14 protein-coding genes, 1 pseudogene, 1 riboswitch and 1 other annotated feature are annotated in these 20,621 nt (G+C 48.2%); of the genes and pseudogenes, 14 read left to right on the top strand and 1 reads right to left on the bottom strand.

The features are described 5' to 3' along the window. The first annotated feature begins 12 nt into the window (after positions 1-12). From D5E69_RS10835 to D5E69_RS10880, 10 genes are all read left to right on the top strand, one after another. Complete coding sequence (locus D5E69_RS10835) at positions 13-1,155, top strand: exonuclease SbcCD subunit D (protein WP_048003928.1); 1,143 nt, start codon at positions 13-15, stop codon at positions 1,153-1,155. Continuing rightward, positions 1,152-4,283, top strand: coding sequence for an AAA family ATPase (locus D5E69_RS10840; RefSeq protein ID WP_159129635.1), 3,132 nt, complete (start codon positions 1,152-1,154; stop codon positions 4,281-4,283). The genes D5E69_RS10835 and D5E69_RS10840 overlap by 4 nt, the downstream gene beginning before the upstream one ends. A 7-nt stretch (positions 4,284-4,290) precedes the next feature. Further along, a complete protein-coding gene (locus tag D5E69_RS10845; RefSeq protein WP_159129636.1) occupies positions 4,291-5,103 on the top strand; it encodes an acetate and sugar kinases/Hsc70/actin family protein in 813 nt (270 codons plus the stop codon). A gap of 75 nt (positions 5,104-5,178) precedes the next feature. Beyond that, a complete protein-coding gene (locus D5E69_RS10850; protein WP_048003925.1) occupies positions 5,179-5,778 on the top strand; it encodes an SCO family protein in 600 nt (199 codons plus the stop codon). A 627-nt stretch (positions 5,779-6,405) separates the two neighbouring features. After that, complete coding sequence (locus D5E69_RS10855; protein WP_053072133.1) at positions 6,406-6,957, top strand: VanZ family protein; 552 nt, start codon at positions 6,406-6,408, stop codon at positions 6,955-6,957. Positions 6,958-7,031: 74 nt separating this feature from the next. Further along, on the top strand, positions 7,032-8,237 hold the full coding sequence (locus D5E69_RS10860) for a phospholipase D-like domain-containing protein (RefSeq protein ID WP_159129637.1): 1,206 nt from the start codon (positions 7,032-7,034) through the stop codon (positions 8,235-8,237). A gap of 97 nt (positions 8,238-8,334) precedes the next feature. Then, complete coding sequence (locus D5E69_RS10865) at positions 8,335-8,775, top strand: hypothetical protein (RefSeq protein ID WP_159129638.1); 441 nt, start codon at positions 8,335-8,337, stop codon at positions 8,773-8,775. Beyond that, a complete protein-coding gene (locus D5E69_RS10870; RefSeq protein ID WP_048003922.1) occupies positions 8,744-9,370 on the top strand; it encodes an NUDIX hydrolase in 627 nt (208 codons plus the stop codon). Before D5E69_RS10865 ends, D5E69_RS10870 begins: the two co-directional genes overlap by 32 nt. Positions 9,371-9,406: 36 nt before the next feature. After that, positions 9,407-10,033, top strand: coding sequence for a metal-dependent hydrolase (locus D5E69_RS10875; protein ID WP_048003921.1), 627 nt, complete (start codon positions 9,407-9,409; stop codon positions 10,031-10,033). 56 nt (positions 10,034-10,089) lie between these two features. Beyond that, positions 10,090-10,311: a binding site (T-box leader), on the top strand. A 65-nt stretch (positions 10,312-10,376) separates the two neighbouring features. Next, complete coding sequence (locus tag D5E69_RS10880) at positions 10,377-11,372, top strand: tryptophan--tRNA ligase (protein WP_048003920.1); 996 nt, start codon at positions 10,377-10,379, stop codon at positions 11,370-11,372. 83 nt (positions 11,373-11,455) lie between these two features. Here D5E69_RS10880 and D5E69_RS10885 read toward each other — a convergent pair whose 3' ends face one another. Continuing rightward, positions 11,456-12,589 carry an alcohol dehydrogenase catalytic domain-containing protein gene (locus D5E69_RS10885; protein ID WP_159129639.1) on the bottom strand — a complete coding sequence of 378 codons (1,134 nt, stop codon included), beginning with the start codon at positions 12,587-12,589 and terminating at the stop codon, positions 11,456-11,458. A 244-nt stretch (positions 12,590-12,833) separates the two neighbouring features. Further along, positions 12,834-12,942: riboswitch (SAM riboswitch) on the top strand. 76 nt (positions 12,943-13,018) lie between these two features. On the opposite strand from D5E69_RS10885, the pseudogene D5E69_RS10890 reads away from it, so the two are divergent. The 4 genes and pseudogenes from D5E69_RS10890 to metH all read left to right on the top strand — a co-directional run bounded on the left by D5E69_RS10890 (position 13,019) and on the right by metH (position 20,612). After that, positions 13,019-14,139: pseudogene (locus D5E69_RS10890) on the top strand (methionine biosynthesis PLP-dependent protein). Then, positions 14,132-15,319 carry a cystathionine beta-lyase gene (metC, locus tag D5E69_RS10895; protein ID WP_048003917.1) on the top strand — a complete coding sequence of 396 codons (1,188 nt, stop codon included), beginning with the start codon at positions 14,132-14,134 and terminating at the stop codon, positions 15,317-15,319. The pseudogene D5E69_RS10890 and the gene metC overlap by 8 nt, the downstream one beginning before the upstream one ends. Before the next feature lie 15 nt (positions 15,320-15,334). Next, a complete protein-coding gene (locus tag D5E69_RS10900) occupies positions 15,335-17,185 on the top strand; it encodes a bifunctional homocysteine S-methyltransferase/methylenetetrahydrofolate reductase (RefSeq protein ID WP_159129640.1) in 1,851 nt (616 codons plus the stop codon). Further along, complete coding sequence (gene metH, locus D5E69_RS10905) at positions 17,166-20,612, top strand: methionine synthase (protein WP_159129641.1); 3,447 nt, start codon at positions 17,166-17,168, stop codon at positions 20,610-20,612. The genes D5E69_RS10900 and metH overlap by 20 nt, the downstream gene beginning before the upstream one ends. The last annotated feature ends 9 nt before the right edge of the window (positions 20,613-20,621 follow it).

Consider the following 20,621-nt stretch of genomic DNA (forward strand, 5'->3'; position numbering starts at 1 on the left):
GGAAGAGATCATTTGAAGTTCATACATACTGCCGATTGGCATCTGGGCAAGCTTGTACACGGTATCTACATGACAGAAGAACAGCGCTACGTACTCGACCGGTTCGTTGAGCTTGTGGAAGAGGAGAAGCCTGATGCCGTCGTCATCGCCGGAGATTTATACGACCGCAGCGTACCCCCGACAGAAGCTGTCGAGCTGCTGGATGAAACCTTATATAAAATCAATGTGGAGCTGAATACCCCCATTGTCGCCATCTCGGGTAACCATGATAGTGCAGAAAGGCTTTCGTTCGGTTCCTCATGGTACAAACAGAGCGGTTTTCACTTGAAGGGTAAACTGACGGACGATTTCACCCCTGTGACGATTAACGGGGTGCACTTTCACTGTGTACCTTACTGTGAGCCAGGGACGGTCAAACATCAACTTAAGGATGAACATATTACTTCTCATCACACCGCCATGCAGGCAATCGTGTCGCGCATCAAAGAAAATTTGGGAGACGGCCCAAATGTCCTGGTCGGTCATGCCTTCGTACTCGGCGGACAAACCACGGATTCAGAGAGGATATTATCAGTGGGAGGTTCAGGCTGTGTAGGTGCTGAGTTATTTGATGCCTTTGATTACACGGCTCTTGGTCATCTCCACAGTCCTGATGCCATTAAGCATGATAAAATCCGCTACTCGGGGTCCTTGATGAAATATTCATTTTCAGAGGCTGCACAGAGAAAATGCGTCACCATAGTAGAGATGGATCCCGATGGGCGATTTCAATTGAAGGAAAAGATCCTAAAACCCCGGAATGACATGAGGGAATTGGAAGGGTATCTGGATGAGCTCCTCGATCCTGCCTTTTATGTGGAACAGGAAGTAAGGGACTACCTAAAAATAACGCTGAAAGACCAGGGGGCCCTGATCGACCCGATCAATAAGCTGCGGCAAGTATATCCGAATGTCCTTCATCTCGAACGGAAGCTTGAACGTACAGACGAAAAGAAGAAGCAGTCCGTACGTCTTCAACAGCACAAGCAGACATCGGGGGTCGAACTGTTCAAAGACTTTTATAACGAAATGACCAGTAGCGATTTCACTGATGAAAAAGAAGCCCTCATCCAACGGGCCTTGGAGAAAGCCACAAAGGAGGTTGAAGCGCGATGAAGCCATTACAGCTGACCATGCAGGCATTCGGTCCTTATGCTTCCAGGGAAGTCATCGACTTCCGTGAACTGGAGAACAGGACGATGTTTGTCATCTCCGGAAAGACGGGTGCTGGGAAAACGACGATCTTTGATGGGATTTCATATGCTATATACGGTAAAGCAAGTGGGGAAGACCGCAGTCCGGTCGATCTGAGAAGTCAATTTGCGAAGGAAGATGAGTTAACGGAAGTGGAACTTCTATTCACCCTGCGCGGAGAAACATACAAGATTTGGCGCTCTCCCCAGCAAGAGAAAAAGAAGGCAAGAGGAGAAGGGTTCACCACCATGAATGCACGCTCGGAGCTTTATCGGCTGGGTGGTGATGGGGAAGAACTGCTAGCAGCAAATGTACGGGAAGTAGATGAAAAGATCCGCAGTATGATCCAACTAGACGCCAATCAGTTTCGTCAAATCCTTATGATCCCACAGGGGGAATTCAGGAAGCTTCTCACTTCGGACAGTAAAGATAAAGAAATCATTCTTCAAAGGCTTTTCCATACTGAATTATACAGAGCTGTTCAAGAACAATTGAAGGAAGAAGCCGACCTCCTCAAGCATCGGGTTTCATCATCCGTTGAAGAGCGCACCAGGGAGCTTTTGAACATCCGTTACGTTGACAATGAGGAAATGCGTGAGCTGCTCCTCTCCGATCCGCTGAAGGATCAGACCATCATGGAGCTTCTCCCGACCCACATTCAATCATTGAACGGATCAAGGGGAAAGGTAGAAGAAAAACTGGTGGAAATCCAAGAGAAAAGGGATGCCCTCCAACGGGAACTTGCCGAGGCCAGGTCGCTGGATGAGCAGTTCAAATTGCAAGAAGCCCTCCTCCAGAAGAAAGGAGAATTGGAAGGGGAAAAACCGCGTATAGATCAGGCTGAAAGGGAAATCCAACGGGCCAACTATGCCGCACTCCTGGTACAGCAGGATGATTACTGTAAAAAATTGAACAAAAAGCTGAAAGCCGAAGAAGCGACACTTGAGCAGCTTATGGAAACGAAGAAACAGATTGAAGCCCGTCTAGTTAAGGCCAAAGCGTATTTTGAGGAAGAGGCCAGAAGACAGGAAGAGCGTGACCAGGTGGCACGGTATGTGCTGGAGCTTGAAGGGATGGAAAAGCAGATCCAATCGATCGACGAACTTCAAAGGGACACAGCCGTCTTGAAGAAAGAACAGGATCAGTGCCTTCAAAACGTCCACACCAACAAAAAGCAGGCGGAGGTCATCAGGGGTGGGATCAAAGAACGGGAAGCCGAGCTTGAAAAAGCGGATGATCTTTTCGAAGAGATTCATGGTGTTGAAGAGACGATTCGCGAGAAAAGAGAAAAACAGGACCTATTGGAAGAGTTGTCCATCCTTATTCAAAAAGAAGAAGCACTATCGAATTCAGTCGGGTCCCTTAGGAGGGACGAGGCTGCAAATGATGCCCGTTTGTCCGATGCACGGTCCACTTATCTCTATCTTGAGGATAAGCGTAACTCCGCTCATGCAGACCGGCTTTCTGCTCTATTGGAAACGAACCAGCCTTGTCCGGTCTGCGGGTCCCTTCACCACCCTGAACCTGCAACAGGGCAATCGGAATTACCTTCAGAGGTAGAGCTTGAAGCGGCAAGGAAAGCAAAGGAAGAGCTTGAAGAAGCAAAGGGAAGGCTATCCATAGAAATCGGTAGGGAAGAAGGCAGGCTCCAGGGAATCCAGGATCAGTGCCGTGACAGGTCAGAGCGCTTGAACGAGCGGATGGGTTCCTTTAATCGGGACAACACCCAAGTGACATTGCATGATATCCGTGAAGAAATAAGGAATCTCCGTTTGAACCTGAACCAGTTGCGATCCCGCGAAGACAGGGTGAAGGTTCTAAAAGACGAAGTGAAACAGGAGAGATTGAAGCTTGAAGAACTCCATGAGGTGATCCAAGAGGCAGAGGCCCGCTTGGAAAAAGCAAAATCAGAGTACCTTTCTTCTCATGCGAAACTTGCGGAAATCACCTCCTCCATACCGGAAAATCTTCGCTCCCCTGATGCGTTCAGGACCGAACTATCCAATGCCAAAAGGAAGAAGGAAGAACTGAAACGAGCTCATGAGCAGGCCCAGGAAGCTTTTAACAGACTTCAAAACGAAGAGCAGATCAAACAGGGTCAGATCAACGATAAACACCAATTGCTCACTTCCTTGCAGAAAGAAATGAAGGAAGAAAGGCAACAGTTCAAAGACATGATGGACAAGCAGGGCTTCAAGGATTATGGTGCTTATATAGAGGCCAAAAGAAACGAAGAACAAATTCTTCATCTTACTGATCAGGTGAGAAAGCACGGAGAAGAAATGCGGTCGGTCTATGATCGACTGGCTGACCTCGGAAAGCATCTTGATGGGAGAGAACGCCCTGACCTCGAGTCCTTGAATCAAAGCATCATCTTCTGTACTGAAGAGTTGAAAATGGCGAATCAAGAACTTAATCGCATTCAGACGGATATATCACAGAATGAAGGGATCTATCGCCGGGTCAATGACATCAATGAGGGGATCAAGGAGCTGGAGGCACAATATCTTACCGTGGGTCACCTGGCGGAGATCGCACGTGGACAGAACACCAATCGTATTACGTTTGAACGGTACGTCCTCGCCTCCTTCCTGGAAGATATCTTATTGGTGGCAAATGAACGACTGAGGAAAATGACATCGGGCAGGTATGAGTTGATCAGGAAGAATGACAGAAGCAAAGGGAACGTCCAGAGCGGGCTTGAATTGTTGGTGTTCGACCAATTTACAGGACAGGAACGACATGTGAAGACACTTTCTGGTGGAGAGAGCTTCAAAGCGTCTCTTGCACTGGCTTTGGGACTTGCCGATATCGTTCAACAGCATGCTGGCGGCGTGTCCCTTGAAACGATGTTCATAGACGAAGGATTCGGAACCCTGGATCCTGAATCCCTTGATCATGCCATTGAAGCTCTGATGGATATTCAAAGCAGCGGAAGACTTGTTGGAATCATTTCACACGTACCTGAATTAAAAGAACGGATCGATGCAAGACTGGAGGTCATTTCTTCCCAGAACGGGAGCCGCACGGAATTCAGAATTTCAGGATAGGGGGCATATGATGAAGAGGGTGATCGGTGTAGACGCAGGAAGCACGTTGACCAAGCTGGTTTATAAAGAGGATGGAAGAATGCACTACAAGAAATTCCTAACCAATGATCATCTTTTCATCCGACAGTTGCTTAAGCTTGATCCTGTTGATTCGGTCGTGGTGACCGGTGGAAGGGCAGACTTATGGAGGGACATGAAAAACGTCCCTCTTCATGAGTTTGATGCCGTCACACTTGGGACCCGAGAGCTACTGAAACAGGAAGGGAATTCCCTGGACGAATTCATATTGGTGAATATCGGAACGGGGACGTCCTTCTTCCGAGTGAAAAAGGACGAGTACGAGAGAGTGTTAGGCAGCGGGATCGGCGGGGGAATGTTTATGGGACTGGGCAGGAGATTGACAGGGGTGACAGACTTTGAGGACTTGGCGGGGCTCGCCGAAGAGGGGACACGCAAGAACTCAGACCTGCTCGTCGGGGATATATACAGGGAAGAAGAGGTGGGCATCGCACCGCATTTAACGGCGTCAAACTTCGGAAAACCCCCTTCATCGGCTGAAAGTCCGGGTGATCAACTGAGGTCGTTGACGAATATGATGGCGGAAACCATGATCCTTTTATCAATGAGCATCGCTCCCCAAACATCCAAGCCCTTTCTAGTGTTTGTGGGAAATGGCGTTGAGGGGAATGCGGCGCTTCAAGAGGATTTGGGAAGTTTCAGGGAATGGCTGAAGTACACGCCTTTGTTCCCCGATAAAGGTGGGTATGCAGGGGCGCTGGGGGCATATATTCAAGGCTTGAATTCACAAAATGGTCATTGATAATCAGTTGGCGGTGATTGTATTTGCACCCATTCTTTACTAACATAGAATATGGAGAACAGAATCAGAGGGGGTATGGTTTTGAAAAGGAAAGCGTTTTTATTAGTGATCGGCTTCATCATGATCCTTCTGTCAGCTTGCAGCAACAGCGGTTTCCAAGCAGATACCAATTACAAAGTGAAGAATTTTTCATTCATCAATCAAAAGGGCGAAACAGTGACGTTGGATGATCTGAAGGGGGAGGTATGGATCGCCGATTTTATCTTCACCAATTGTGAGACAGTCTGTCCACCGATGACATTCAATCTGACCAAGCTCCAAAAGGATTTGAAAGAGGAAGGGGTAGAGGATTATCGCATCGTATCCTTCAGCGTTGATCCCGAGAATGATACCCCTGATAAATTAACGGAGTACATAGGCAACTTTGAAGCAAATACCGATAAATGGGATCTGCTTACAGGCTATGAATTCGACAAAATCAAAAATCTGGCCGAGGACTCCTTTAAGTCAGTCGTGGCCAATGTTTCGGATTCGGATCAAAAGATTCATGGGACCAGTTTCTATCTGGTTGACCAAGAAGGGACCGTCGTGAAAACCTACAGTGGGAATTCGGATGTTCCATATGACGAAATGGTTTCCGATATAAAAGCCCTTATAAAAGAAGGGGAAAAATAAGCCTGAAAGAGACTGGGACAAACGTGTTTTAGACATAGTAAACCCGAATTCATTTGCCTACGATCAGGCAGAATGGTTCGGGTTTTTTAATTTGTTTCATGATCAATACGATTTCATTTTCTAGCGGTTGATTGGAGTGCAAGAGGAAGACTCCTGCGTTAAGAGTAGCTTAGGAGTGAAGGAGGAGGCTCAGGGGCTACCCGCGGGAAGAGAAGTCTTGCACGGAAATCATGAGCGGTATAAAGAACCGATACTGATACTGGTCATTAATTGGTACGATTTTAGTTTTGTCCCAACCGCTTTTTCATATGTTTGAAAGAGATTTCTATCATGGTGGGACCCGACATAGACTGGATAGTGGATGACGATGTAAAAGTGGCAGGTTCCGGTTTCGGTGTGATAGAGTAATGAAGATAGTTTGAAAAGCGCAGGTGAAGGAACATGAGGAATAAGGGTATATTTATTGTGGATTGTCTTATAACGTTCTTTATTCTTCTTTGGGGACTGAATGCTTTTATGAATGGCGAGGTCATAAAAGGGATCTTGTTTGGATTATGTTTTATCATCATGGCCGGAGTGTTCATTTTTCGCTTCAGGCAGAAGAAGTGAGGATGGTGATGAAGTAATATGATGGAGCTTTGGCGATCATTCGGCTGGTCGGTGCCGATCTTGCTAACCGCCGCCACCGCCTTGATCATGATCATCATCACGAATCAAGGCCGGTCCCGCAAGCGGGATCTTCTCCCGAAAGTGTTCACGATTCTCTCAATCGGGGCTGTCTGCCTCCTGACATTGACACCTTTGGATGGACCGAATATATCGGAAGGCCAAACCAATCTTGAGCCATTTTCAAACTTGAAGTTGAACCTTCATGGCCCGCATGTGGAAGTTCCCATAAGGAATCTTCTGGCAAATGTCCTGTTGTTCGTCCCATTCGGTTTTTTCGCAGCCTGGTGGATGAAGAGGAAGAAGGCATTGTGGTTGAAAGTGACGGGTGCTGGTGCACTACTGTCCTTGATCATTGAAGCATGTCAGTATACATTCCCTCTCGGAAGGGCGACAGATATCGACGATTGGATGATGAATACCCTGGGTGCCTTGATGGGGGTCCTCTTGTTTGGGCTAGGCCAGAGCCTATATAGAATAATAAAGAACAACTGGAGAAGAGGAAGGCCGTAGACTACGGCCTTCCTTTGTTATGTATCACGCCCCTCCTTAAGACAAATGCTATAGGAAAAAGGAGGAGGGATAAAATGAAGAAATGGATGATTTGGACTCTGAGTCTCTGCCTTTTCCTTTCGTATATACTCTGGCTGATGAATGTGGATGTGAAAAAAGGAGCGGCAGAATATGAACGAAATCATCCACCGGTCCAGACGTCCTTCTATGATGGAAAGGCGTCGATCCTGAATGATGGTAAATCATTTTACTCTTCTTTAACAACAGACGTCGAGAACGCCCGGCATTCGGTCAGCATCCATTTCTTCATTATACGGGACGATGATGTGACCCGCCCCTTCTTTTCTTTGCTTCAGAGAAAAGCGGAAGAAGGGGTCGATATCCGGTTATCGGTTGACGCTGTCGGATCGGATATGAAAGGCAGCACGATCGAAGGCCTGAAAGCGAGCGGTGTGAAATTCCTCAAAAGCCGACCTGTCAAACCTGAACATGTATTTTATCGTCTGCATCATCGAAATCACAGGCGGATCATCGTCATTGATGATACCATCACCTATATCGGTGGATTCAATTTGGGCAAAGAATATATCGGGAAAGATCCTGACCTTGGCTACTGGAGGGATTATCATCTTCGGATCGAAGGTGACGTGGCCAAAGAAGCCGCCCTTCAATTTAACCGTGATTGGAAGGAAGATGGCGGCAAGGGAAGGAAGACATCTGAAGGGAAATCGACTATCCATTCCGGTGATTCCCGCTATTCCCTGCTGTTCAATACAGGTGGGGATCTGGAAGGGAGGATGCGCGAATGGATAGATGGAGCAGAGGAAAGCCTCATCATCGCCACTCCTTATTTCATTCCGACGGATTTCCTCGTGACTTCACTGAAAAATGCCGTCTCCAGGGGAGTGGATGTGCGCATCCTCGTACCGGATGAAACGGATGCGTGGTTCACGAAACCCCCGGGCTATAAAATCGAAAAAGAACTCCTTGAGGCAGGAGCGGGTGTATACCTGTATGAGAAAGGTTTTTTTCATGGGAAGGTCATGATCATCGACCATCAATGGGCAGATCTTGGAACGGCGAATTGGGACCCGCGAAGCTTGTTCTTGAATGATGAGAGCAACTGTATAATCGAAGGGAATAAGGTAACAGAGCTTGAACAATTGGTTCTAAAAGATATGGAGGATGGCCGTCGTCTATCATTCAAGGACTTTGAAGAAATTCCCCTGTGGCAAAAAGGTCTGGAGTACACACCAAAGTGGGTTTTTCGCTACTTTTAGAAGGAAATGTGTTACAATGTAACAATGGTTTTTTCTGCCCGTGAATTGCATGGACGGGATCAGAAAGAAGATTGAAACGCAACAAAGGAGAATTTGAATGGACTCGGCAGTGATATTTGATATGAAGGAAACATTTATGAGAGAGGACGGCGGGCAGGAGCTGTGGAAAGAAGAAGCGCCAGAGCTTATTCACTACCTTTCTGAGCGCGGATACAAAATAATGGTCATGAACTGTCCAGGGATAGAGCAGGCAAAAAATTATATGAAACAACTTGGGTTAATGGGGTGCGTAGACGGTTTCTATGATAGGCATGCTTCTCTGCCACCTGAATTAACGGATTGTTCAGCGGGTATTCTTGTAGGGGGAAGTAAATCAAAGCTCTCAGAAATGGGCTGTCTTACCGTATGTATCGGGGGAACGGGTTCAGAGGATGGGGCGGATGTTCTCCTGACAAGGTCCCTGGAACTGAAAGCCTACCTAAAAGCGATGAGGGAAGAGGTGCAGTATGAAGGAAAAGGAGATGCTTTCCATATTTAATGATCAATACGAACGCATCGGAAAGGCGGATCGTGAAGACGTCCACTCAAAAGGATATTGGCATGAGACGTTTCACTGTTGGGTTGCCTTCCATGATCAGGGAAGGGATATCGTCTATTTTCAACTGAGAAGCATGGATAAGGGGGATTTTCCGGGTCTGCTTGACATTACGGCAGCCGGACATCTGCTGGACCATGAGGCAGTTTCGGATGGGATCAGGGAAGTGTACGAGGAGCTCGGTCTTACGCTTGCATTTGAGGATCTTCATCCTTTGGGAGCGTTGAAAGAGGAATTGATTGACGGTCCATTGATCGATAGGGAATGGGCGAATGTTTTTCTCCTTAAACAGCATGTTCCATTTGAAGCATTTCAGCTTCAAGAAGAAGAAGTGGCAGGGATTTTTGCAGCAGGTCTTGATGATGTGGAGAAATTGATCGAAGGAGAGAAGGATTCGATTCCAGTGGATGGATTCAGGATTCGAAAAGGAAAGAAGGAGTTCATCAGTTCAAAGGTTGCTTTGAATGCATTTGTACCTCACGAAGCTTCTTATATGGTCCAAGTGATTGATCGAATACGTGATAGATTAAGAGGGTAGTCATACATATTTTTTACAGCGAAAGAGGGAAACGACTTGAATGGAACGGCACATATGACAGTTGGAGCGGCTGTCGGCTTCATCATTGCCCAAACGTACGGTGCGGATGCCGTTGATACTGCCTCACTGGTTGCTGCGGGCGGGGTGGCTGCGCTTATTCCGGACCTTGATGTGAATGGCAAGCTCAGCAATAAAGTCACTTTTTCCTCGAAAATGGTGAGGTCTGCGGTCCAGGTGGTTGCACTATTGGTGATGCTATACAGCTACTTGGAAGGATCAGGGAATGAGAGATGGCTGGGGATTGGATACGGTGTAGTCGTCTTGATCTTCTCTACGTTCATCACCCAAAGAAGGATGCTTACCATCACTGGCATAGGGATAGCGGCCTGCGGATTCCAGCTTGATACATCTTGGATGTGGCTGATGGGGATCTACGTGATCATCGCCTCGCTGGTTTCACACCGTACATACACTCATTCTCTCCTCGGCATCATCTATTTTTATTTTGTGGCTCTGGCATTTCAGGATGCTGTTGGGGTGGATGGGTTGTTTCAGGCATCCATGATCGGCTATATCAGTCATCTGATCGGGGATATGAAATTCCTCCCTTTCAATAAAAAAGGAGTGAAACTATTCCTCCCCATATCCTCTAAAGAAATCTGAAATGATGGAAAAGTTTGACTGTTTAAATACGATACTGTATGATAATAAAAAAAGATAGTTGAGCGTTGATAAAGAGGAGTAAACGGAACAGATGCCACAGAGAGCTGATGGTTGGTGTGAATCAGTGCAGATGACCGTTGAATGGACTTTGGAGCTTCCCGGTACGGGCGGATTTCCCACCGATAAAAGGGAGTCCGACGGTGAATGGTCACCGTTGGCCGATAAGCGCATGCTTGACGCATGAACGAAGGTGGCACCACGGGTCTCCCGTCCTTTACAGAGGACGGGGGACTTTTTTATTTACAGAACATTTACAGACCATCACTGAGGAGGAAGACTAAAGATGAAACACAGGGTGTTGACAGGAATCAAGCCTACCGGAAAAATTCATTTGGGTAACTATGTGGGAGCCGTCAAGCCTGCACTGAAGCTGGCGGAATCAGAGGAATATCAGGCTTCTTACTTCATCGCCGATTATCACGGGATGACCAAAGTGCAGGATGCGGAGGAAATGCGGAACCTTTCAAGGGGGATTGCGGCAGCGTGGCTCGCACTGGGTCTCGATCCTGAAAAGGTGACGTTTTACAGACAGTCGGATGTACCGGAAATTTTCGAACTCACATGGATCCTCTCCTGCGTCACACCTAAAGGGCTTCTCAATCGTGCACATGCTTATAAAGCGATGACCGATGGTAATCAGCAGGCGGGACAGGATATCGACCATGGTGTAAACATGGGGATCTACACATACCCCGTCCTCATGGCATCGGATATTCTTTTATTCCAGGCAGACAAGGTGCCAGTGGGGAAAGATCAGCTGCAGCACATCGAAATTGCCCGGGATATTGCCGGATACTTTAACAAGCAATATGGAGAAACCTTCAAACTCCCTGAGCACTTCATCCAGGAGCAGTCCGCTATTGTACCGGGCTTGGACGGAAGGAAAATGAGTAAATCTTACAATAATACCATTCCTCTCTTCGAAGAACCCGCCAAGCTTAAGAAGTTGATCAATAAGATCAAGACCGATTCTTCGCTTCCGACAGAACCGAAGGACCCTGATCAATCTGTAATTTTCGCTTTGTACAGGGAATTTGCCTCTCCAGAAGAGGTCAATGTGATGAAGGAGCGGTTCATGGAAGGAATCAGTTGGGGAGAGGCGAAAGCGGAATTGTTCCAAGCCATCAACGGAACGATGGCCGGCCCAAGGGAAAAGTACTTGGAATTGATAGAATCGCCGGAAAAAATGGACGCAATCCTCGCCCGTGGAGCCCGAAAAGCAAGGGAGACAACTTCTCCATTCCTTGCAGAAATCAAAAAAAAGGTAGGGATCCTTTAACTACGTACACCAAGCAATACAAAAGCCCGGACACCCTGGTTATGTGGGCGCCCGGGCTGATTGCGTTGACCGGGTATGACTCGTTAAGGCTTAAGGATCACTTTGATGTTCCCATCTGATTTTTCATCGAAGATTTTGTACCCTTCGCTTGCCTGTTCCAGTGGAAGGGAGTGCGTGATGATATCAGTCGGGTCAAAGGTCCCGTTTTCGATCATGCCGTAGAGCTTCGGCATCAGATGGATCACCGGTGCTTGTCCCATCTTAAGTGAAACGTTCCTGCTGAAGAAGTCCCCGATCGGAAAACGGTTCGCCTCAGTCGCATAGACACCCGTCAACTGGACGGTTCCGAACTTGCGTACAGCCTGGGAAGCGGTGATGATGGGGCGGATCGTTCCAAACTGATTATCAAAGTCAGATCCGAATGATTCATCGGAAGCTACAGTGCCGTCCATCCCGACGCAGTCGATCACCACATCCGCCCCGCCATTTGTGTCTTCATGAAGCAACTGGCCGATATCCGGGTTGTGGGAAAAATCATAGATTTCTGCTCCATTCGTCTTCTTGGCATGTTCAAGCCGGTGCTTCACCTGATCCACGGCAATGACTCTTATTGCCCCTTTTAATTTGGCGAATTTTTGAGCCATGAGCCCGATTGGCCCACTTCCCAGGATAATGACGGTATCACCGGCCTTCACCCCGCTGTTCTCGACGCTCCAATAAGCAGTAGGAATGACATCTGAAAGGAATAGGACACTCTCGTCAGAAAGTTCGCTTTCTTCCGGAACTTTAAAAGAGGTGAAATCTGCATAGGGGACCCTCAGGTATTCGGCTTGTCCGCCAGGGTAGTTACCGTTCATCTCGGTAAAACCGAACAGCCCGCCGACTTCACCATGAGGGTTTGACTCATTACATTGACTTTCCATCTGATTTTGGCAGAAGAAACATTCCCCGCAGCCGATATTGAAGGGGATCACGACCCGATCTCCTTTTTTCAAAGTTTTGACGGCCTCGCCCACCTCCTCGACGATTCCCATTGGCTCGTGACCGACTATATAGTCCCGGGGCGGCTCGATTCCTGCCTTATATAGATGCAGATCCGATCCGCAAATTCCGCTTGCCGTGATTCGTACGATCATATCCGTGCTTTCCTGGATATCGGGTGTGGCCACTTCCTTGACCGTCATATTTTCCTTGCCTTGGAACGTTACTGCTTTCATTATTGTCACTCCATTCACATTTTGTAAGATTATTGTAGATGTTTAGACATAACCGGCCTGCATTAAACCTAGGAACGGCATCTTTTGAAAAGCTTCAGTCCCTCATTATTGGAAAGGAGCACACGGAACACTTCGATGACTGTGAAAGAAGTCTGAGTTTTGGTTTAAATTCGTCAATTCGCATTGACATTTTCCCTATACTGGTATAAATTATGGGAAAGCCATTAAACAATCATATATGCAATTCTTATCAAGAGAGGTAGAGGGACTGGCCCGATGACACCTCAGCAACCAGCCGTAAGTAAGGTATGGTGCTAATTCCAGCAAGCCGATTCAGGCTTGGGCGATAAGAGGGATTTTAACCATTCAAACCTTCTTATACGTATAAGAAGGTTTTTTGATGTAAATAGGGATAAAGGAGAGGTCGCGATGAGCCGACATATTGAAACATTACTGGTGCAGGCAGGGAACAGGAAGGATGCAGGAACGGGTGCTGTCAGTCTCCCCATCCACTTATCGACAGCATATGAACATAAGGGCATCGGGCAGTCGACGGGCTATGATTATTCCCGGACGGGTAACCCAACGAGAAGTACACTGGAGGAAATCCTTGCCCAGTTGGAAGGGGGGCATAAGGCATATGCCTTCTCATCCGGTATGGCTGCTGTCCATGCCGTCCTGTCCCTGTTTCAAAGCGGGGATGAACTGGTTGTTTCCAAAGATCTGTACGGAGGAAGCTACAGGCTATTTAAACAGTACGAAGCACAGTATAAAATGAAGTTCCGCTTTATCGATACAGCATCCATCGAGGAAGTGGAAGCATCAATCAGTCCTTCCACGAGGGGGATTTTCGTCGAAACGCCGACCAATCCCCTGATGAATGAAGCACCCATCAAGGAAATCAGCCGGGTGGCAAGGAAACATGATGTCCTGCTCATCGTTGACAACACCTTTTATACCCCGGTCATTCAACGTCCGATTGAAGAGGGGGCCCATATTGTCATCCATAGTGCGACGAAGTATCTCGGAGGCCACAATGATGTATTGGCTGGTGTAGTGGTAGTCGACTCCGAACCACTCGCCGACAGAATTTATACGGTACAGAACTCAATCGGTGCCACACTTGCACCACTGGACTGTTGGCTCTTGATAAGAGGAATGAAGACGCTTGGCCTGAGGATGAAACAGCACGAATCAAATGCAAAACAAATTGCTTCGTATCTTGAAAGTCATCCTTCCATCATCGATGTTCTCTATACGGGAAAGGGCGGGATGCTCTCGTTCCGCCTGAAAGAAGAGGAGTGGGTGGGACCGTTCCTGGAGCGTCTGGAATTGATCACATTCGCTGAAAGCCTTGGGGGGTGGAGAGCTTCATCACATACCCGGCTACTCAGACACATGCGGACATTCCGGAAGAAGAACGGATCGCACTGGGAATATGCAACCGACTTTTACGATTTTCAGTAGGTATCGAGAATGCAGGCGATCTGATTCAAGACCTTGAACAGGTATTGACAAATCTTGAGGAAGAGGTGTATTCACATGAGTGATAAAAAGGAGTTCAGCATCCAGACGTCCCTTATCCACAGTAACGGAGTAGATAAAGAGACCGGCGCGGTCAGTACGCCGATCCATCATGCGACCACGTTCCACCAATCGGATTTTGATCAGTATGGAAACTACGATTACAGCCGTTCAGGTAATCCCACCCGTGAAAAAGTCGAAGAAGCCATCGCGGAACTGGAGGGCGGAGTGAAAGGATTTGCTTTTTCATCGGGTATGGCTGCTATCTCCACGAGCTTCCTTCTGTTATCCGGTGGTGACCATGTCCTGGTATCGGAAGAGGTATATGGCGGCACATACAGGATGATTACGGAAGTACTGACGAAATTCGGGATCGAATATTCATTCGTCGACATGAAGGATCTCCATGAGGTAGCGTGTGCCATACGCCCGAATACGAAGGTCATCTACATGGAGACCCCGTCAAATCCGTTGCTCAATATCACCGATATTGAAGGTGTCGTCAAGCTAGCCAAAGCACATGGATGTATGACGTTCCTTGATAATACATTCATGACGCCCCTTCTCCAAAGGCCGCTCAGTCTAGGAGTGGATGTCGTCCTCCACAGTGCGACGAAATTCCTTGCCGGTCACAGTGATGTCCTGGCGGGACTCGCCGTGACAGGGAACGAAGAGATTGCCAAAAAGCTTGCATTCTTACAGAATTCCTTTGGAGCAGTCCTTGGTGTGCAGGATTGTTGGCTGCTGCTTCGCGGCATGAAGACCCTTCATGTGAGATTGAAAGAGTCGTCCCAATCCGCCTTCAAGATAGCCAGATTCCTGGAGAAAAGGGGGGAGGTGGAGCATGTTTATTATCCAGGCCTCACCTATCACCAAGGTCATGAGATCCAGGTAAGGCAGGCTGAAGGACCGGGAGCGGTGCTATCCTTCCGGCTAAAGGGAGCAGAGGAAGTAAAGCAGCTCATCGACAATATCAACATTCCTGTATTTGCTGTGAGCCTTGGGGCAGTGGAGTCGATTCTATCCTATCCATCAAGGATGTCACATGCCTCCATGCCGCGGGAAGAAAGGGAAAGAAGGGGGATTACAGACGGTCTTCTCCGACTTTCCGTAGGACTGGAAAATGTCGATGAACTGATTGCGGATCTTTCCAAAGGACTGGATGCCATAAAATTAACTAAACCATCAAGAATCATTAACTTGTAGGAGGGAGTGAACAGGATGAACACTCTATTGGATGCACTATCTGAAAACATACTGATTGCGGATGGTGCGGTCGGAACCCTTCTATACTCGTATGGGGTTGACCGATGTTTTGAAGAATTGAATCTATCCCATCCCGAAGAAATCATCAATGTGCATAAGCAATATATCGAGGCGGGCGCTGATATCATCCAGACCAATACGTATGGCGCCAATTATGCAAAGCTTTCAAGGTACGGGCTGCAAGATCAGGTGAAGGAAATCAATGAAGCGGCCGTCAAGCTGGCGAAGAAGGCAGCGAAAGAGGGGACGTATATCCTCGGGACCATAGGGGGGATCAGGGCCATCAATCAGCATATCAGCCTGGAGGAAGTGAAACGGGGTTTTCGCGAACAGCTATACTGCTTGCTCCTCGAAGGAGTCGACGGGATCCTCCTGGAAACCTATTATGACTTTGAAGAGCTCAGGACTGTGTTGCAGATCGTGAAGAAAGAAACTGATCTGCCGGTCATCGCACAGGTATCCATGCATGAAACCGGGGTATTGCAAAACGGGATGGATATTAAGGACGCCCTTGGGGAACTGGAACTCCTCGGAGCCGATATCGTCGGGATCAACTGCCGGATGGGTCCTTTCCATATGGTAAAGTCCCTGGAAGGAGTTCCTTTGCCCAAGTCGTCTTTTTTGTCGGTCTATCCGAACGCAAGTCTACCAAACTATGAAGAAGGACGGTTCTACTATGCTGCGGAGCCTGACTATTTTGGAGATATAAGCAATGAATTGCGCCTTCAGGGTGCCAGAATCATCGGGGGCTGCTGCGGGACGACTCCAGCACACATCAAAGCCGTTAAGGAACGAATGATTTCAAGGGTGCCGGTAAAAGAAAAAAAGGTGAAAAGACAGGAGCTGATCAAGCTCAAAGATCCCCTACTCCAAAAAAGCCTGCTCCACCATAAAGTAAAAGTGAAAAAAACACTCATTGTCGAACTGGATCCCCCGAAGCATCTGGATACCGGATTGTTCTTCCAAGGGGCAAAAGCATTAAAAGAAGAAGGAATCGATGCCATAACCCTCGCTGATAATCCCCTTGCTTCCCCACGGGTCAGCAATGATGCTATGGGGACCCTTGTTCAACAGAAATACGACCTTGACCCCCTCGTGCATATTACGTGCAGGGATCGTAACCTTATCGGCCTGCAGTCCCATTTGATGGGCCTTCACACCCTGGGGATTCATAATATTCTGGCGATAACAGGGGATCCTGCGAAGATCGGTGATTTTCCAGGTGCTGCATCGGTGTACGATCTTTCCTCCATCGAACTGATCGAGCTGATCAAGCAGAATAATGAAGGCCTATCCTTTTCGGGAAAATCTTTGAGACAACGGACGAACTTTTCGGTCGGTGCAGCCTTCAATCCAAATTTCAGGCATTTGGACGCTTCCGTAAAACGTCTGGAGAAAAAACAGAGTGCAGGAGCAGACTACTTCATTTCGCAGCCGGTTTTCAGCTGTGAACATCTCGTTCAAATTGCAGAGGCAACCAGGCATTTGCAATCACCGTTATTCATCGGGATCATGCCCTTGATCAGTTCACGAAATGCCGAGTTCCTTCATCATGAGGTACCTGGGATCAAGGTGCCCGATCAGGCAAGAAGATTGATGAAAGAAGCGGAGGGAGATCCTCTCCAATCCAGAGCGGTCGGAATGGGGATTGCAAAAGAATTAGTGGAAACGGCAATGGAGCTGTTCAACGGTCTATACATCATCACTCCGTTCATGCGCTACGATATGAGCGTAGAATTGATCCGGCATGCGAATGTCATAGAAAAGGAAAAGAGGGAAGTACCATATGACCACAACATTGTTTGAACAACAGCTCAAGAAGAAAATCATGATTCTTGACGGAGCGATGGGGACGATGCTTCAACAGGCAAATCTCTCTCCGGAAGATTTCGGAGGGGAAGAACTGGACGGATGTAATGAACATCTGGTGTTGACGGCACCAGACGTCATTACCCATATTCATGCCGAGTACTTGCGAGCAGGGGCGGATATTGTAGAGACCAATACATTCGGAGGGACCCCGGTCGTCCTGGATGAATATGGGATCGGGCACAAAGCCTATGAGATCAACCGGGTGGCTGCTGAACTTGCAAGGAAGGCAGTAGATGCGGTCAGCACACCGGAATGGCCAAGATTCGTTGCCGGGGCAATGGGACCGACCACGAAAACACTATCTGTCACGGGTGGGATCACATTCGATGAACTGGCCGATGATTACAGAGTGCAGGCAGAAGGCCTACTAGCTGGTGGAGTAGATGTCCTTCTTCTCGAAACGAGTCAGGACGCCCTGAATGTCAAAGCGGCAAATATAGGGATCAAACAGGCCTTTTCCACTGCTGGCAGAGAGATCCCGATCCTTCTTTCCGGAACGATCGAGCCGATGGGCACGACGCTTGCCGGTCAGAATATTGAAGCATTCTATTTATCACTGGAGCATTTGAATCCACTAGTTGTGGGTCTGAATTGTGCCACGGGACCCGAATTCATGACTGACCACCTGAGGACCCTATCAGGCCTTTCATCCTCTTATGTGAGCTGCTATCCCAACGCGGGGCTGCCGGATGAAGAGGGCCATTATAATGAAACACCTGCATCCCTTAGTGTCAAAATGAGAGGATTTGCCGAGAAAGGCTGGTTGAATCTTGTCGGCGGCTGCTGCGGAACGACGCCTGAACACATCCATGCCATTCGTGAAGCGGTGAAGGACCTGCAGCCACGGCAACCGGAAGTGGTTCATCCCCACGCGGTTTCTGGCATCGAGCCCTTTATCTATGATGATCCCGATAACCGCCCCACCCTGGTAGGGGAAAGAACCAATGTGATCGGATCACGGAAGTTCAAGCGGTTGATTTCAGAAGGGAAGATCGAAGAAGCATCTGAGATTGCCCGGGCTCAGGTGAAGAATGGTGCTCAAGTGATCGATATCTGTCTGGCCGATCCTGACCGCGATGAAGCCGAAGATATGAACGTATTCATACAGGAAGCTGTTAAAAAAGTGAAGGTTCCCCTCGTCATCGATTCAACGGATGAAGAGGTCATGGAAGGGGCCCTCCGGTTCATTCAAGGGAAGGTGATCATCAATTCTGTCAACCTGGAAGACGGAGAAGAGCGTTTCGAAAAGGTGGCAACCCTTGTGAAGAAATACGGAGCAGCCATCGTGGTGGGGACCATCGATGAGGAGGGCATGGCCGTCAGTGCTGAGCGCAAGGTGGAAATTGCCCAGCGATCCCACAAGCTTTTGACCGGTAAATACGGAATCCGTTCCGAGGATATCATCTTCGATCCCCTCGTATTCCCAGTAGGAACCGGGGACGAACAGTATATCGGTTCGGCTTCGGCAACGATTGAAGGGATCAGGAGGATCAAAGAGGTGCTACCCGAGTGTCCGCATATTCTCGGTGTGAGCAATGTGTCCTTTGGGCTTCCGCCGGTTGGAAGGGAGGTCCTGAATGCCGTCTATCTTTATCACTGCACGAAGGCAGGACTCGACTACGCCATCGTCAATACAGAAAAACTTGAGCGGTTTGCATCTATTCCTGAAGAAGAGGTGGCGATGGCCGAACGGCTGCTTTTTGATACAACTGATGCCACTCTAGCGGAATTCACTGCCTTCTATCGCGGGAAGAAGAAAGAATCCAAGGTACCTATCAATACCATGACCCTTGAAGAGAGGCTCGGTCACTACGTAGTGGAAGGCACAAAGGAAGGCCTGTTGCCTGATCTAGAGCAAGCCTTGCAAACGTATGATTCCCCCCTGTCCATCATAAATGGTCCTTTGATGGCCGGCATGAGTGAAGTGGGAAGGCTCTTCAACGATAACCAACTCATTGTTGCTGAAGTACTGCAGAGTGCAGAAGTGATGAAAGCATCGGTTGCCTTCCTCGAACCCCATATGGAACAAAGTGAATCCTCTTCCTCTAAGGGCAAGGTCATCCTTGCTACCGTGAAAGGGGATGTCCATGATATCGGCAAGAATCTGGTAGACATCATCCTCAGTAACAATGGCTATGAGGTGCATGACCTTGGAATCAAAGTGGCCCCCCAGGAGCTCATAGAGGTCATCAAAAAAGAAAAACCGGACATTGTCGGTTTGTCAGGGCTGCTCGTTAAATCTGCTCAGCAGATGGTCATCACAGCACATGATATGAAGCAGACAGGGATCGACGTTCCCATTGTTGTCGGAGGAGCCGCACTGACCCGGAAATTCACCTCCACAAAAATCGCCAAGGAATATGCCGGACTTGTGTTATATGCCAAGGATGCCATGGATGGGCTCAGCATCATGAATGGCATTCAAGATGTTGAAAAAAGAAAAGAGCTGGAACAAAAGCGTACACTGGACCTTGCTTCACATTCTGAACCGGCAGTCCTCAAGGAGGAGGAAGGTGGGGGCCTTGCGGTAAAAGTCCGGTCGGAAGTATCGACAGACGTCGATGTCTTCGTCCCCGCAGACTATAACGATCATATCATCCGGGAATTCTCCCTGGATCATATCCGGCCATACATCAATGAGCAAATGCTTCTCGGTCACCATCTCGGAATAAAGGGGAAGATCACAAGGCTCCTTGCTGAAGGCGACGAGAGGACGGTCGGACTTAAAAGGATGGTTGATGAATTATTTTTAAAAGCCAAAGAGGATGGTCTGATACAGGCGTCTGCTCTCTATCGGTTCTTCCCTGCGCAGGCTTCGGGGGATGACGTACTGATTTATGATCCGGAAAATCCTCAGAAGGTAATCGAAACATTCCATTTCCCGAGACAAAAAGGGAATCAACATCTTTGTCTCTCTGATTACTTGAGGCCGGTCGAAAGTGGAGAGATGGACTACGTAGGCTTCTTTGCCGTCACAGCAGGATATGGTATCAGGCAGTGGGCCAAAAAACTGAAAGACGAAGGAAGATTCCTGGAAAGTCATGCCCTTCAAGCTCTCGCACTGGAAACCGCTGAAGGCCTGGCCGAAAGGGTGCATGAAATGATGAGGAGCAGATGGGGGTTCCCTGATCCGGTCGATATGAGCATGCAGGATCGATTCAGGACAAAATATCAGGGACAAAGATTCTCTTTTGGCTATCCCGCCTGTCCCGACCTGGAAGATCAGAGCAAGCTTTTCAACCTGATTCATCCTGAACGCATAGGGATCCATCTCACCGATGGATGTATGATGGAACCTGAGGCATCGGTCACTGCCATGGTATTCGCCCATCCGGAAGCGAGATATTTTAATGTTCTATAAAAGAAACGG

This window comes from Rossellomorea marisflavi (assembly GCF_009806575.1).
Lineage (GTDB): Bacteria > Bacillota > Bacilli > Bacillales > Bacillaceae_B > Rossellomorea > Rossellomorea marisflavi_A.